The organism is Paenibacillus sp. O199, assembly GCF_001636635.1.
GTDB lineage: Bacteria > Bacillota > Bacilli > Paenibacillales > Paenibacillaceae > Paenibacillus > Paenibacillus marchantiae.
The window spans coordinates 345,925-360,461 of record NZ_LGRP01000001.1 but is presented as its reverse complement, the minus strand read 5'-3'; the positions used below and the strand labels follow the sequence as shown (position 1 = coordinate 360,461).

The window sequence follows — 14,537 nt, the reverse complement described above, 5'->3', positions numbered from 1 at the left end:
GCCATAGCGTGGAAACAAAAACAACCTAAAATTCCGTTTGAACCATTTGATACGCTGCATGAAAAACTTGCAAAGATTAACGGTATTGAGAATCTAAAAGAATTTCTTAATCCAACAATAAGCCACACTCACGATCCATACTTATTAAAAAATATAGAACCTCTGGTAAATAGAATTCTTATAGCTATCAAGAATAATCATAAAATCATCATTTATGCTGATGTCGATTACGACGGGATTTCATCGGCAGTTATCTTATACAAGTGGTTAGTAAACTTCACTGAAAATGTCTTCATTAAACATGTGGAGCGATCAATCGGGCATGGTTCTGAGTTTATTATTGACCAGATTGAAGACGATACAGATTTATACATAGCAGTAGATAGCAGCAGTAACGATATTGAAGCGTTAAAAGTATTGGTCGAGAGGGGCATCGATTGTCTTGTAATTGACCATCACACGGTAAATGTACAAAATCCATATTGTATTCTGGTTAATCCTCGTCAAGACGGGTGCAATTACCCAAATAAGAATGTATCTGGTGGATTACTTGTTTGGAAAGTATGTTCTGTATTGGACGACTACATGAATACTAAGTATTCATATCAGCACATTGACCTTGCTGGATTTGCAGTAGCGGCAGATATGATGTCAATGAAAGAAATGGAGAACAGATTTTATTACAAATATGCTTTAGAAAATGTCAAACATGGTGGCTTACAATTGTTGTTTAAAGAATTGGGGAAAGACATCGAAAAACTAAGTGGCACAGATTTTTCTTATGGTGTTGCTCCATGTATTACAGCAGCTACTAGAGCGGATAAGATGGATCTAGCATTAAGATTCATGCTTTCTGAAGACGTTGACGAAACCAAAGAACTGGTTAAGCAATTGGTTAAAGAAAACGATAGACGAAAGGAAATACAGGCTCTTGCTGTAGAGAGACTTAAACCTCAGATTAATCATTCAGATAACTGCATAGTCCTCTACGATCCTAATATTGGGAAGGGATATAACGGATTGGTGGCTCAAGATATATCTCAGAACAATAACAGACCAACAATCATATTGGGCAATGCAGATGACTCAGAATACTATTCTGGAAGTTACAGATGGAACGATAACGAGTTCTCGATGATGGATTTGCTTAATGAATGCTTATATGCAAAATATGGAGCAGGGCATGACGGAGCAGGAGGAACTTCTGTAAGGAAAGACGAGTTAATCCTTTTAAGAAATGAACTAAATGAGAAATTATCAGATTATCTTTTTGATGATTCATTATTTTATGATTTAGAGTTCGCTAGATCGGAAGTAGATGAGAGATTGATATCACAAATACAAGAATTCTATAAGGTTACAGGCAAAGATTTTGAACAGGGTAACTTTAGAATTACGGATCTATTTATCAATAACAAAAAGCCAATGGGTAAGAACAAAAATACGGTTAAAGTGTTTTGTGACAATCTTGAATTGATGAAATTTAAAACAGATACTGAATATTATGACAGAGTACCAGTATTCTCATATGTGGAAGCAGTAGGGTCCTTAAATATGAACTATTGGACACAATATAGACCTAAATATAAAGTCATTAAAACTTGTCAGTTATTCATCGAAGAATATAGAGAAATCAAATAAACAATAAAATAATACATAAGCGAATGGGGATATATACATATGAAATTTTACGGAATCGCAACTAACAATAATCAAAACGTGGTAATCGACAACCTGCCAACAGACTATCTTGGTGCAGTCAATGCAGCGAAACAGCAAGCAGCTAAAATGGGTTTCACGTTCCAGTACGTTAAACCAGCAGAAAATGGTCGGAAGGAAGGATCTGTGATGACTAAATTTAAGAAGCAACGTACTCAACGCAAATCCAACAAACGGTAATACATATGAAGAAACAAAAAGTAAGAATCAAGGTCAGTGATCATGCACGAGTAAGATGTGAGCAAAGTAACGTTGGAGTGGGATATCTCATTAAGATGATATCCTCCATTCCAAACGTTCAAGGCAAGTTAAGATGGATGACTGAAAAGGGTGTAATTGTAATTGAAAGAGTAAATGAAGGATTGATTCTAGTTCGTACATTCATCGCTCGATTCAAATATAAAGGCAAGAAATATCGCAAAGGTTGCATGACTTTTTAATACATAGGAGATGAGTAATGGCTACTATTTTGAAGCACAGAAAAGATGAAGATTACGGAACTCTTGAGTATTCAATGTTTGGGGGCAGTGTTCATTTTTATACGGAAGATGGGATGTTTGGCAAAACTCTAGGAGATAGACTAGACAACATACTCAAAGATTGGGACATTGTTGAAATGCCAGAAGGCTATGAGATTGGTGAATATGGTGGTTTGAAGAAGGATGTGTCTTGAAATGGACAATGAAGCACAAGAATTTATTTTTGGCAGAGTCGTATTTAGTAGGCCAGCAGTTTACGAAAGACCGGAATTTGTAGTCAGATATATAGAGAGACATAAAGAGTATGACAGGCTGAACAATTTTTATGATTTAAAGGATAGGTTGATGAAAAGAAGGATTAGAACAATTAATAGCTATTGAGCTGTATTAGCTGGGGGGGATTTACATGAGAAGTCAAGTAGATGAAAAACATGAAGTTGAGTTGAAAGTGTTTGACAGTTACATTCGTGAAGCTGAGAAGAATGGTAATCTTGGTTCTGTTCCAATCCATGCTTTAAGAGTGATGAGAAATAGGTATGAAGAGTTAATGAATGATCTCGAAAGTAGCAGAATGCTAAATAATTGGGCTCATCAACTGGTGGGCAACAATGGGGCCTTCGAAGAGGCGTGTAGAAAGTGGCATGAGAGCTATCTTGGTATCAAAGAGACCAAGTGAAAGAACTGTTTCATTGAGATATATCGAGAAATGGGAAAAGGCAAACTCAGGGTTACTGAGAATGCCTAGATTTTTAAGGTGTAAAGTATACATACCCCTTATAAGTTACTTCGTGATAACCAGTACCATCACTAAACGTGAAGGTATAGACCGGGTTACTTATGGGGAGCACACCTGTAAACCGCCCTGCTGGAAAATATGTAAGATGAAAGTAAGACATAGGGACAGGAGAATCGCCTCCACCTTTTGCAAAATGAAAGAGTCTGACTATCTCAACATATTTGGGAGATGTGTCAGTTATGCTACTTTGTTCTACCTCTGCTGCTGATGTAGGTAAAGTGAAAACCAAAGTTAGCAACAAACTGAAAAAAATTAGTATGAGTGATTTGTTTTTAACACTATATGCCATTAAATGTCACCTCCTTCCAATAATAGACTAGCACATGTGGAATATAATTACAATAAAACCATTTGAAATACAAGTTTCAAATAGAAAGGAGCATATAAATGTCAGAAGTAATTTTCTTTCTACTGGGATCGATATGGAGCGCTGTTTACTGGATATGGAGATCAAGATTGTTTATTAGAAGAAACTACGACCCAAACTTCATGAAAAAGTAAGATGGTAAAATAGTGGTTTCACGGAGAAGGGGGACGGTAATACATGAGCGACACTAAATACATAGACATTAAAGATTTCAGAGAAAAAGGATATCTGTTTGAAGCAAATCGTCAGTTTTTTCATCCTTTGGGATTGGCATTGGAAATTCGAATTGATGATGAAGGTAATGAAGTATTAGGTGGCGTGTGGGACTATCGGAGTGATCCTGAAGGAATCCTATATGATGAAAAAACTGTGACATCTAAGAAGTCTTTTGACAAGGCGCTTCGTGTAAACGTAGAACGCGCAGAGAAGGAAATGGTCAGAAAGAAAAAGTATGGTTTCGGAATTCAACCTGTTGCTTATTCAAGTCTTGAAATACATAAGGAAGTGCGTTTGAAGGAGGAAAATATTGATGCCAAACTATTTGAATAGCAAGAATGAGAAGAGTATTTACTTGTATGTTTGCGGTAACGATTACGCTGCAATCGAATTTTCAAGAAACTATAATCCCCAAGAAGTATATGAGGAAATGTGTAGTAACGGAGAAACTCATAAAGTCATAGACGAAGACGAGTACATTGAATTACGGATTATAGAGTTTAACCAAGTAGACGGTACATTTGTAGATTGGATTAAAGATAACTTGTGTGATTATGATCAACTGAAAGCTCGGGACATTATTGAGGTACAGCCAGTATAGTCTGCGTAAGGTTTCAAGTAGAGAGGAGATACTTAAATGGATGAATTGATTAAGCAGATGAATATTGCAATGAAATCAACAAGAGAGTCTGGATTTGTTATTGGAGATGCAATGAAAAGTGTCTTGAAGAAGCTAAAAGAAGGAGGTAATTAAATGTATCCTGAGTTGAGTTACCTAGATATTACAAAGAAACTTGATGTTCTGCGAGCAAAGCAGCGGCAAATCAATATTGAGATTGCCAATCTGGAAGAGATGAAGAGCCGTAAACTATCTGAAGAGTTTATTAACTGGAACTTGTATCAAAGCAGAAAGAAAGATATTTACGATCCTTATCCAACTGTTCGTTTCTAGAAAGGAGACATACATAGATGCATGAATTGATTGAGAAGATCAAAGAAGAAATTGAGATTACGCTTAATTATTATAAAGAATCAGATCCGGTAGCTCACGAAGGCGAAATTCTTGGCCTACAGGAAGCACTAGATATTATTCACGACCAGTACGAAATTAGCAAATATACATAGAGGAGAATTAAATATGTTGATTATTGATCTGGAGAACGAAGAGAAGTCATTTACGGAAGTAGATGAAGCTGTAGAATTTTGCGAGAAAGAGTTTGGATATAAGGGTTCTATGTGGGATGCAGTTAAAAGTAAGTGTAATCTAAATCAACTTTGTGAACTACTTCGTGAAGATGAGATTTGTGCTTGGATTCACCCATAGAGGGGGAAAGGAATGCCGTTTATTGGAGGACTCGTTTTAATTTTCATCCTGGCTTTTGGCTTATGGTCATTAATGTTCCCATTATTCAATAAGGTAGGCAACAGTGTTATAAATAAATACAATAAATTCAAACAAGAGGAGAATGTAAATGAAAAACCTAAAGACATTTAAAGTAGGGGCAATTTCTGTAGCACTGATTATTATTGTAGGGATTGTATTGTTAAGTTTCTTTGTAACACGAATCCCTAATGGATATGTTGGTGTCGTATACTCTCCTAATGGTGGAGTAAAGGATAGTACGTTAAGTCAAGGATGGAAACTAGTTGGAGCGTTTGATAAAGTGACGAAATATCCGATCCGAATTCAAACCGTTGAATACAAAGATATTCAAATTGCTACGTCTGACGGGAAAAACATCACAATTGATTTTGCTTACAATTACCAAGTAGAACCAAGCAAGGTATCATCTATCTTTAATACGTTTGGGCCAATTGGCATTCAAGAAATTGAGGATACATATCTCAAAACACGTTTCCGTGATGCAGCTCGTAAAGGTATTTCTAAGTTTACAGTAATTGATGTATATGGGGAAAAGTCATCTGAAGCAGGAGTAGATGTTCAACAACGTTTCGCTGATGATGTTAAAGAGCTAGGTTTTATTGTATCAAACGTAACTGTAGGTGTACCTCAACCTGATGCTAAGACTCAGGAAGCAATTGATAAACGTGTCGAAGCTTCACAGGAGCTAGAGCGGAAGACTACTGAGCTTGAGATTGCTAAGAAAGAAGCAGATCGTAAACGGGTAGAGGCACAAGGTAATGCAGACAAACTATTGATTGAGGCAGAAGGTCAAGCTAAAGCAAATAAAGAGCTTCAGCAGTCACTCTCTAATCAACTCGTTCAATATGAGACAATTAAGAAATGGGATGGAGCACTTCCATATGTAAGTGGATCTAATACTCCAATGATTCAATTGCCCACTGCAAAAACTGAGCAAGCAAAATAATGAGGTGGGGAGTTATCTCCCCAATCCTTACGAAAGATATATTTGACTGAGAAAAGGAGAATTAAAGAATGAATGTTGAAAACGAACTTTTAGATAGAGTAATTAAATTCATGATTGATAACGGAATCAAATGTAGCGACACTGTTTATCAGAAAGATCAGGTAATTGAGAATGCTTGTGAATTCATTGATGACTTGTTCAAAATAGTTGATCCACGATTGCCAGCTTGGTTTGTTTATGGTGATGAATAACTAAGTGAAAGTGAGATTTCATAGGGAGAGTGAAGAGTATGGGACATTATGATGATGTGAGAGAAGAACATGAAAAAAGCTGTTTCAGACGCAAAGATGAAGATACTCAGCAACAATTAGATAGACTGATGAATTCTATTGGTACTAGTGACCCGTTAATTCGAAAGGTGGTTGAAGTGTTGTATAAGGAATTTAAGTAGATCTATTTGAAAGGCGTATTTCAAAGAAAAGGAATGATGATAAATAAAGACTAACATATTTGTACCACAGAAGATTAGAGTTGGATTCCAGAATAGAGAAAATACATATACGAAAACTTTAGCTTATGTAACTTACTATGATGTTAAAGGAAAAGTTCGAAAAGAAACATCCTGGGAGAATTGGCGAGACAAAAAGATTGATCCTATTGACCATGAGAACACTCCAGTGTCAGGGTTCGTGTTGAACAAGAAGGTTGGGGATTATGTATCTGATTGGAACCATAGACAGGCATATGTACGAGTATATGATCCAAGAGGTTTTGAATTTGAGATTACAATTGAGAACTTGTTGTACATACTGGAGAACGCCAACTCAATCAAAGGTAAGGGACTTGAAGGTGAATTTATCTATGGATGGGACGGTAAAGACCTTGTGCTATTACCTGTAGAGTCTCCAGACTATAAAGAGATTTCTAAATATAACGAGATATTGCATGAGAGAAATTACATTAAATCTAAACATTTAATTCCTGGAGCAATCTACAGGACTAAGGATAACCAGGAATTTGTCTACATGGGAAGATTCGATTACTGGGGGACTAAATGGATCAGATCTGAAGATATTAATCGAGATGGTCACTATGCAAATGTCAATAAAGGTAAGCATTATTACTTTGCACATAAGACAACCGACTATCAAAATAAAGAGTATTTATATCTTCTGGCCCTTAAGTCTCTTGGAGAGCGAATCATTGAAGCAGTCACAGATGAATGTGTAGATGATTATGCAGCAATGTTTGATCTTCTAGAAAGCAATTCACATTACTCACCTTATGATGAAAGTAAAGATGAATATATAATTTACGATAAAGATAGATTTACTGAAAAAGTAAAGAGAGGGGGAGACTCTTGGCTCTACGGTACATCTATTCTAATTGAAGACAATAAGGATAGTAGAGCTGAAGTGAAAAGAGAGAATAGGGAAAGTGAGAACTACATGATTGTAGTGAAGGATAGGGTGCCGTCTAGATGGGGAAGCGGGTACGATACAAATGAACGCATTTTATACAGAGGATCATTAGAAGAAATTTGGGTTAAGTTTAAGCCGAGATACAGAAACAAATACCTAACAAACGGGAGACTACACGAGAATGGAGATACATATTAATGGCAAATTATAATGACAGTAAGATTCTTGAACTAAAAAAACAGATTGAAGAAAAGAAAAAGTCGGTAAGTAAATCCAAGAAGTTTACTCCTGTGACCAATTGCTCTATTGAGTTAGAAGGGGTACGAATTAATATTCAAACTTTGAGCAAAGAACAACTCATTTCATTACTAGTGAAACTTAATTCATATGCTGTCTCAGCCATTGAATTAGAGTTGCTTGATCAATATGTCATTAGTGGCTACAACATTGCAGACTGGATTGGAGACTTAAAAACTAAACTCGATTTCATTAACAGCAAAGATGAAGAACAAAAACTTAAACTTATGGAATCAAAACTTGATAAATTACTGTCTGATGACAAGAAGGTTGAATTAGAACTAAATGAGATTGCTGAGATGCTGAACCAATAGTATGTACGAGGTCTCACAGTAGGACTCCACAGGAGACCTCATTGAAAAATTAGGCAGCTCCAGCCAATTCTTTACGAGCGTGTTTTTCGATTTCTTCGTGCAGAGACTTGAGCTCAGTGGAGTATTCTCGATTAATAGCATAAAATTTTTCAGTATTCTTCGAGTTAGGGTTCTCTTTGTACTCATAAGTGAACGCGCTGTATGAAGTACAGGTATCGTAGAAAATTTTAATGAATCTCTCAACTAACGTAACTAGATACTCTGGAATATAAACTCTATTTGAGTCCAATACTTCAATCAAGTCCTTCTGTTTTTTATAAAGGAGTTCATCCGATGTAGCATCTTTAGTTTGAGAGAACTTATTGCAGATTCTAATCTCTTCCCTAACAGCCTGTATAGCGGTGAAACTTATTTCAGTGTATTTTTCTCTAAACTTTTTGTTCTTATCAATCTCTTCTTCAAGTCTTTTTATGTACTCATTACGATCCTTTTCCAGTGTTGATCTGTGGTTTTCCAAGTCTTTTTGTAGCTCTAACGTATAAGAAGCTAATCTTTTATCAAAATATTCTTTAGACATTGCTTTACCAATAAATTTAATCGTACCAAAACATGTTGCAATCATTACTGGTACTGAGACAACTAAAGTTCCCCAATCAACTGTGAAATTCATATGCACCAACCTTATTATTGTATTACATATGTTATCGGCACATTAGAGGCAAATTTTTAATTATGAAAGTCAAATTTGATTGAAAAGGAGCGCAACGCGCCCCATTTAAACACTTAGAATAAAGTATAACTTGTAGTAGCAAGTAGATTTTTCTTTATATTGCTCGGTATAAAATCCAAAGTTGTTAATGAGTATACTTTTAAATAGTCAGACTTTTTCGATGAACTCATATTGTCTATAAAGTCTGGGTTGTATACTACATTTTCACAATATGACGGAATCATGCTATTTAGAAGTTGTTGTAGTTGAGTATCTGTAAGACCCAGTAATTGTTGTTTGAAGTCAAAGTATACTTCCGAACTACGCCTAAGCCAACTAAATAGTATTACAGTTCGATCGTTGTCTGGAAAGACATTTAAAGTCATAAGATGGACTTGAGATTCAGGATTTAAGAGGTCATTTATTTTTCTTCCTGTTAGATCATATTCGAGGTAGAAGCCAGAGCTTACCGAAAATAGTACTTCTTTTTGCAGGACAATCTCTACAGTTTCAACAGCTGCGTAATCATTCGTTAAAAGAGCTTCGTCATAGATTTTTTTAGTGTAGTCGTTGTCATTTGTGGATAAATCATATCCTTTTTTAAATCCGAGATATTCATCGTTGGTCAAAAGACTTGGTTTATCATTTCCATTGTTCTTATGTAATTTAACTGACTCAGATTTTTTGTGATATTCAAATGAAAAAGTTCTATAAGAGAATAGAAACTTTTGATGTTCAGTACCATAATATTCTTGATCTTCAATTGGTTGAAAAAGTTCCTTGTCATGATGACTACAAAAACCACTGAAGGTCGTTGCTTTCTTTCGTCCCACGGTCTTAAAACGAGGATTCATTCTTTTAGTGGTTTCGTTCACAATCATCTTAACTACGTATAAGTCGCCGTTTCTTCCGAGTTTGCTTAAAATGCGATTGTTCTGTATAGAATGAGCCTTGATTGGCTCCCCTTTACATTCATTCTGATTTGGATGGATACATTGTTTAATTAAATTTTTACTAATTCTCCTATCTAATGCTGAGTTAATAGGAATAGATGAATCAATCAGAGGTTTATCTGGAAGCTGCATATGACACATCTTGTATTTCTTGCCACTGCCACATGTACAAAGATCGTTTCTGCCAATTTTCACGTAAAAGTCTCCATTCATCGTTCAATTTACATGATTATTTTACTATGAAGTATCAATTCTGTCAGTATACTAGAGTATAGCATCATGTTTAAGTGAAATGTACCTTTTATTTAGAATTAGTTAGGGATAAATAGAACTGGTATAAACTAAATACATAAAATCAGTTGAGGAGATGGACATTATAGCTAAATATGGACAACAAGTGTGGGGATCTGTAGACATCAATAAGCAGGTCGCAATTACTACTAGCAACAATATCTTTACATTCAGTGTAGATGGTACTCCGTATACACTTACCATGCCTTCTGGGACATATAAGACAATTAGAGAGAAACATGAGTCAGAACTGGTTCAAACAATCACAACAGCAGCTTCATCGCAGAGCATTCCCGTTCAGTTTAAATTGGGTGGGATGCATTATGATGAGAAATACAACGTATTGATTATTGAACACACAGACAAAGAGAATGAACATGTATTGGATAACTTTACCGGGAGCGCAAATAGCACATTGTTTGGTAGTATTAAATTTAACCTAGCCCCAAGAGATTGATTAATTTAAGAGTAAAAATACATATTGACTAAAATGGTGTATTGAATTAAACTGATAATACAAACAACAAGAAGAGGTGTTGAAGATGAATAGAAATAGTAAGCTTCAGAATTCGCTAGATAAGTTAAACAAAAGTTTGGAAGCTCTAAATATGGCTATTGATCGACAACATCTCAAAACAAACAGTATGGAACAATCAGTTAAAGAGTATTTTGAAGTGAAGAACTACTTAGCAATGCAAAAAATGAAGCAAGAAGGGAGGAAAAAGAAGTTCAAAGGCTAAATGAGGCAACGTTGAGTTTATCGAGAGTGTTGATTGAATGTTTCAAGGAGGATGTTGACACAGACAATGAATCTAAGTTGCATGAAGATAGTTATATAAGCAAGAAATTGAAGCAACATATAGGAAGAGAGCAGTTTAAGGAATATGACAAGTACGGAGAAGAGGTGTGGAGTAACGCTTGGAATGAGTTTAGCCGAGTAGTGTTTCATACCAGATCAAACAAAGAATAATAAACCGAAGGAGTGAAAAATTTGAAATTAGGGAACAGAAATGTTATCGGTCTACATGTTTTTGATGAGTTGGGCAATAAAGTAACATATCTAGATTCACTTAAGGAAAGTAAACTTGTAACTTCTGATGAAGAGCAAACATTACTCTATGTAAAAGACGCTTTGTTGGACACTCAATTACTAAAGTTTATTACTAACGAAGAAGAGGATATTTCAAGTGACTATGAATCTTTTTTCCACAAGAAAACGTATCGAACATTTTCTTTCAAAAAGACAACAAGAAAATGTAAATTGATTGCTGAAACAGACTATAGAAATTCTCTTGGGCAAGATCATAATACATATTTCGAGATACCGAATGCACAGATTGTAAGTTCGATTGATTTTTATACTAGTTCATCTGGATATCCGAGCGATACAGATATTATGTTTATTATTGAGCCATTCAATGAAGATAATGAACTGTTTAAAATTCACATCGAGGAGAAAGAGAATTATGATTCGGAACCAGTAACAATCCACAAAGTTGAAATTACTTGTAAGGATACTCACACAAGTGGAAAAGAACTAATGGAAAAGATTGTGAAAGCACTGCATTCAAAACCAAGAAATGTTAGATCCATTTAAATAAAATAATTCTTTTACACAGATATATACATTTGAAAGTGAGGATTTTAATGCCCCGATTAGTAAACAAACCGAATAACAGACAACTAGCGTTTGACGAAAACAGAATCAATACATATTCAGATAGAGTTTTAAGTGGCTTTGAGTTAGACAAGGGAAAGTTGGTCAAAGGTGTTAATAGTAAGCTAAGACGTGACGAGGTCACAGCGGAAGAGATTAGCGAAGCATTCTCAATGACTGCGCTTGACTTGATCACAAAGGAAGAACCCAACTGGAAATTTGTTGCTGCTAGAGGATTGCTGACAAAACTCTATAAAAAGGCTGCAAACAATCGGAAGTATAAGTCCTATGTGGATGAGCCATATGGTTCATTCTATCCTCTAATTCAAACTTTAGTTGAAAAAGGAATCTTCAGAGAAGAACTTCTCACCTGTTATACAAAAGAACAGATTGAAGAATTGGGAGATTACATTAACCCTGAGCATGATCTGCTGTTCGATTATATCGGATTGCTTACCCTAACAGAACGTTATCTTACTCATGACTTTGATGGGAAACTAATGGAATTGCCACAGCAAAGATACATGGTTATTGCTATGTACTTAATGCATCAAGAACCTGAAGACCAACGTATGGATCTAGTCAAAGAAGCTTATTGGGCTATGAGTAATCTATATATGACGGCTGCTACACCTACACTATCCAATGCTGGTAAAAAGGTTGCTGGTCAATTGTCTAGTTGTTTTATTGATACAGTAGATGATTCACTGGAGGGTATCTTTGACTCAAATACAGATGTAGCACGACTTAGTAAAACAGGTGGAGGAATTGGAGTTTATCTAGGGAAAGTTCGAGCTAGAGGCTCTGATATTCGTGGTCACAAAAACACCAGTTCAGGGGTAGTACCATGGATTCGCCAACTAAATAATACTGCTGTGAGTGTTGACCAATTAGGAACCCGTAAAGGTGCTGTAGCGGTTTACTTGGATGTATTCCATCGTGACATTTTAGCTTTTCTTGATCTGAAACTCAATAATGGCGATGAACGAATGAGAGCACACGACATTTTTCATGGTGTCTGCCTTCCTGATTTGTTCATGGAAAGAGTTGAGAGTCGAGGAGAATGGAGTCTGTTCTGTCCACATGAAGTAAAGTCTATTATGGGTTGGAAAGATAGCGATGGACGATCACTTGGATTGGAAGACTTCTATGACGAGGAATTGGGCAGAGGAACCTTCAGAGACAAATATGAAGAAGCAGTAAATCATCCTCTACTACAGAGAATCACTGTTCAGGCAATTGATATTATGAAGCGTGTGATGAAATCTCAATTAGAGACTGGAACACCATATATGTTCTATCGTGATACAGTGAATCGCGCAAACACTAACAGTGTACATGGAATGATATTTTCCTCGAATCTTTGTACAGAGATTATGCAGAATCAATCCCCTACAGTGATTGAAAAAGAAGAGTTGGTAACTAAAGACGGTCAAACTCGTATTATTGTCTCTAAAATTCCCGGCGACTTTGTTGTTTGTAATCTTAATTCAATTAATCTGTCTAGAGCAGTGCCAGACAATGTTCTTGAACGACTTGTTCCAATTCAAACTCGTATGCTAGACAATGTAATTGATATCAATAATATTGATGTGTTGCAAGCTCAATATACAAATGCACAATATAGAGCCATTGGTCTGGGAACATTCGGACTCCATCACCTGCTTGCTCTTGAAGGTATTCGTTGGGAATCGGAAGAAGCAGTCACTTATAACGATAACTTGTATGAAAAAATTAACTTTTTGCTCGTGAAAGCCAGCATGGAACTGTCCAAGGAAAAAGGACATTATCCTAAATTCAATGGTTCCGACTGGGACACAGGTGAATACTTTGTTAAGCGCGATTATGTTTCTGGCAATAGAGAAGGTAAATATGTAACCACTGACCAGTGGAAGCAGCTACAATCTCAGGTCAGAGAAAATGGAGTACGTAATGCGTGGATGTTTGCCATTGCTCCTAATGGATCTACATCAATTATTGCTGGCTCAACCGCATCTATTGATCCACTATATGAATTGATTTCATATGAAGAAAAAACTACATATAAGATTGCTAATCCAGCACCAGATTTAAGTGAAAAAACAATATGGTTTTATAAGACAGCTTTTAACGTTGATCAGCACTCTAGTATTGATATGGCAGCAGCTCGTCAGCGACATATTGACCAAGGTCAAAGTTTCAACTTATATGTTCGCCCGGATATCAAAGCAACAGAGTTCCTAGGATTACATCTTCATGCTTGGAAAGCTGGGATGAAAGCTACTTATTATATTAGAAGTCAAGCTTTAACAATTGAAGGTTGCGAGTCATGCGCTAGTTAAATATAAGGAGAATACATACTTGAAAATTCAGAAAATTTTTAATACAGAAGCACCAAATAAATCAACACGTATTATTAAGGGGGAAAATTCGGGTATCCTTAATTGGAACGATATCCGAATGCCTCACATGTATAAGCTATACAAAGTATTGCTACTCAATCATTGGATCGCAGACGAGATTCCCATGTCTAAAGACGCTTCCCAATTTACTCAACTTAGTAAAGTTGAACAGGACACATTCAAAATTAACATTTCTCTGCTTGCAGTATTGGACTCAATGCAAACAATGTTTGTTGGTGATGTAAAAAGGTATTTTACAGATTCATCGTTGGAAGCAATCTCTGCAATCATTGGGCAACAAGAAGTTGTACATAATCAGTCTTATTCCTATGTACTATCCTCAATTGTATCTGATCAAGAGCAGAAAGAAATCTTCGAGTACTGGAAGCATGATCCTGTATTGCTTGAGCGTAATCAATTCATTTCAGATATTTATCAAGAGTTTCGAGACAATCCTAATCCACAAACATTCTTTAAGTCAATGGTTGCTGATTTGATCCTTGAAGGCATCTTCTTCTACAGTACCTTTGCATTTTTCTACAATCTGGCTCGTGATCAGAAAATGATGGCGACTAGTCAGATGGTCTCTTATATCCAAAGAGATGAA

24 protein-coding genes are annotated in these 14,537 nt (G+C 35.9%); 21 read left to right on the top strand and 3 right to left on the bottom strand.

The features are described from left to right. The first annotated feature begins 3 nt into the window (after nucleotides 1–3). The 5 genes from A6049_RS01650 (at nucleotide 4) to A6049_RS01630 (ending at nucleotide 2,874) form a co-directional block, all read left to right on the top strand. Complete coding sequence (locus tag A6049_RS01650; protein ID WP_095205919.1) at nucleotides 4–1,641, top strand: DHH family phosphoesterase; 1,638 nt, start codon at nucleotides 4–6, stop codon at nucleotides 1,639–1,641. Between the two features lie 39 nt (nucleotides 1,642–1,680). Next, nucleotides 1,681–1,899 carry a hypothetical protein gene (locus tag A6049_RS01645; protein ID WP_063562913.1) on the top strand — a complete coding sequence of 73 codons (219 nt, stop codon included), beginning with the start codon at nucleotides 1,681–1,683 and terminating at the stop codon, nucleotides 1,897–1,899. Between the two features lie 277 nt (nucleotides 1,900–2,176). Beyond that, on the top strand, nucleotides 2,177–2,392 hold the full coding sequence (locus A6049_RS01640) for a hypothetical protein (protein ID WP_063562912.1): 216 nt from the start codon (nucleotides 2,177–2,179) through the stop codon (nucleotides 2,390–2,392). A gap of 1 nt (nucleotide 2,393) precedes the next feature. Beyond that, the gene (locus tag A6049_RS01635; protein ID WP_063562911.1) at nucleotides 2,394–2,579 is read left to right on the top strand and encodes a hypothetical protein; all 186 of its coding nucleotides are present in this window, start codon (nucleotides 2,394–2,396) and stop codon (nucleotides 2,577–2,579) included. Nucleotides 2,580–2,604: 25 nt separating this feature from the next. Further along, complete coding sequence (locus tag A6049_RS01630) at nucleotides 2,605–2,874, top strand: hypothetical protein (RefSeq protein ID WP_063562910.1); 270 nt, start codon at nucleotides 2,605–2,607, stop codon at nucleotides 2,872–2,874. 73 nt (nucleotides 2,875–2,947) lie between these two features. Here A6049_RS01630 and A6049_RS01625 read toward each other — a convergent pair whose 3' ends face one another. Next, on the bottom strand, nucleotides 2,948–3,283 hold the full coding sequence (locus A6049_RS01625) for a hypothetical protein (protein ID WP_063562909.1): 336 nt from the start codon (nucleotides 3,281–3,283) through the stop codon (nucleotides 2,948–2,950). A gap of 255 nt (nucleotides 3,284–3,538) precedes the next feature. Between A6049_RS01625 and A6049_RS01620 the strand changes: the two genes are divergently transcribed. From A6049_RS01620 to A6049_RS01585, 11 genes are all read left to right on the top strand, one after another. Next, complete coding sequence (locus A6049_RS01620; RefSeq protein ID WP_063562908.1) at nucleotides 3,539–3,910, top strand: hypothetical protein; 372 nt, start codon at nucleotides 3,539–3,541, stop codon at nucleotides 3,908–3,910. Next, nucleotides 3,891–4,178 (top strand): hypothetical protein, encoded by a 288-nt coding sequence (locus tag A6049_RS01615; protein ID WP_063562907.1) that lies wholly within the window; start codon nucleotides 3,891–3,893, stop codon nucleotides 4,176–4,178. The genes A6049_RS01620 and A6049_RS01615 overlap by 20 nt, the downstream gene beginning before the upstream one ends. Before the next feature lie 153 nt (nucleotides 4,179–4,331). Beyond that, nucleotides 4,332–4,529 carry a hypothetical protein gene (locus A6049_RS01610; protein WP_063562906.1) on the top strand — a complete coding sequence of 66 codons (198 nt, stop codon included), beginning with the start codon at nucleotides 4,332–4,334 and terminating at the stop codon, nucleotides 4,527–4,529. Between the two features lie 17 nt (nucleotides 4,530–4,546). After that, nucleotides 4,547–4,702 carry a hypothetical protein gene (locus tag A6049_RS33095; RefSeq protein ID WP_161490518.1) on the top strand — a complete coding sequence of 52 codons (156 nt, stop codon included), beginning with the start codon at nucleotides 4,547–4,549 and terminating at the stop codon, nucleotides 4,700–4,702. A 13-nt stretch (nucleotides 4,703–4,715) separates the two neighbouring features. Then, on the top strand, nucleotides 4,716–4,901 hold the full coding sequence (locus tag A6049_RS01605) for a hypothetical protein (protein WP_063562905.1): 186 nt from the start codon (nucleotides 4,716–4,718) through the stop codon (nucleotides 4,899–4,901). Nucleotides 4,902–4,913: 12 nt separating this feature from the next. Next, complete coding sequence (locus A6049_RS33090) at nucleotides 4,914–5,072, top strand: hypothetical protein (RefSeq protein WP_161490517.1); 159 nt, start codon at nucleotides 4,914–4,916, stop codon at nucleotides 5,070–5,072. Then, complete coding sequence (locus A6049_RS01600) at nucleotides 5,050–5,907, top strand: prohibitin family protein (RefSeq protein ID WP_063562904.1); 858 nt, start codon at nucleotides 5,050–5,052, stop codon at nucleotides 5,905–5,907. Before A6049_RS33090 ends, A6049_RS01600 begins: the two co-directional genes overlap by 23 nt. A 68-nt stretch (nucleotides 5,908–5,975) precedes the next feature. Then, a complete protein-coding gene (locus A6049_RS01595; protein ID WP_063562903.1) occupies nucleotides 5,976–6,158 on the top strand; it encodes a hypothetical protein in 183 nt (60 codons plus the stop codon). 38 nt (nucleotides 6,159–6,196) lie between these two features. Beyond that, nucleotides 6,197–6,358 (top strand): hypothetical protein, encoded by a 162-nt coding sequence (locus A6049_RS33085; protein WP_161490516.1) that lies wholly within the window; start codon nucleotides 6,197–6,199, stop codon nucleotides 6,356–6,358. Nucleotides 6,359–6,584: 226 nt separating this feature from the next. Beyond that, entirely contained in the window at nucleotides 6,585–7,526 is a 942-nt protein-coding gene (locus A6049_RS01590; protein WP_240321277.1) for a hypothetical protein, read from the top strand. Beyond that, a complete protein-coding gene (locus A6049_RS01585; protein WP_063562901.1) occupies nucleotides 7,526–7,939 on the top strand; it encodes a hypothetical protein in 414 nt (137 codons plus the stop codon). The genes A6049_RS01590 and A6049_RS01585 overlap by 1 nt, the downstream gene beginning before the upstream one ends. A 49-nt stretch (nucleotides 7,940–7,988) precedes the next feature. Here the strand turns inward: A6049_RS01585 and A6049_RS01580 are convergent, their stop codons facing one another. After that, on the bottom strand, nucleotides 7,989–8,609 hold the full coding sequence (locus tag A6049_RS01580) for a hypothetical protein (RefSeq protein ID WP_063562900.1): 621 nt from the start codon (nucleotides 8,607–8,609) through the stop codon (nucleotides 7,989–7,991). Between the two features lie 113 nt (nucleotides 8,610–8,722). Continuing rightward, on the bottom strand, nucleotides 8,723–9,796 hold the full coding sequence (locus A6049_RS01575) for a YecA family protein (RefSeq protein ID WP_063562899.1): 1,074 nt from the start codon (nucleotides 9,794–9,796) through the stop codon (nucleotides 8,723–8,725). Between the two features lie 172 nt (nucleotides 9,797–9,968). On the opposite strand from A6049_RS01575, the gene A6049_RS01570 reads away from it, so the two are divergent. From A6049_RS01570 to A6049_RS01545, 5 genes are all read left to right on the top strand, one after another. Continuing rightward, nucleotides 9,969–10,349 (top strand): hypothetical protein, encoded by a 381-nt coding sequence (locus A6049_RS01570; protein ID WP_145921883.1) that lies wholly within the window; start codon nucleotides 9,969–9,971, stop codon nucleotides 10,347–10,349. An 85-nt stretch (nucleotides 10,350–10,434) separates the two neighbouring features. Next, complete coding sequence (locus A6049_RS01565) at nucleotides 10,435–10,632, top strand: hypothetical protein (RefSeq protein ID WP_063562898.1); 198 nt, start codon at nucleotides 10,435–10,437, stop codon at nucleotides 10,630–10,632. 251 nt (nucleotides 10,633–10,883) lie between these two features. Further along, nucleotides 10,884–11,489, top strand: a complete 606-nt coding sequence (locus A6049_RS01555; protein WP_063562896.1) for a hypothetical protein — start codon at nucleotides 10,884–10,886, stop codon at nucleotides 11,487–11,489. A 50-nt stretch (nucleotides 11,490–11,539) separates the two neighbouring features. Next, the gene (locus A6049_RS01550) at nucleotides 11,540–13,870 is read left to right on the top strand and encodes a ribonucleoside-diphosphate reductase subunit alpha (RefSeq protein ID WP_063562895.1); all 2,331 of its coding nucleotides are present in this window, start codon (nucleotides 11,540–11,542) and stop codon (nucleotides 13,868–13,870) included. A gap of 19 nt (nucleotides 13,871–13,889) precedes the next feature. Further along, the coding region (locus tag A6049_RS01545; protein ID WP_240321276.1) for a ribonucleotide-diphosphate reductase subunit beta at nucleotides 13,890–14,537 on the top strand (648 nt) is incomplete at its 3' end.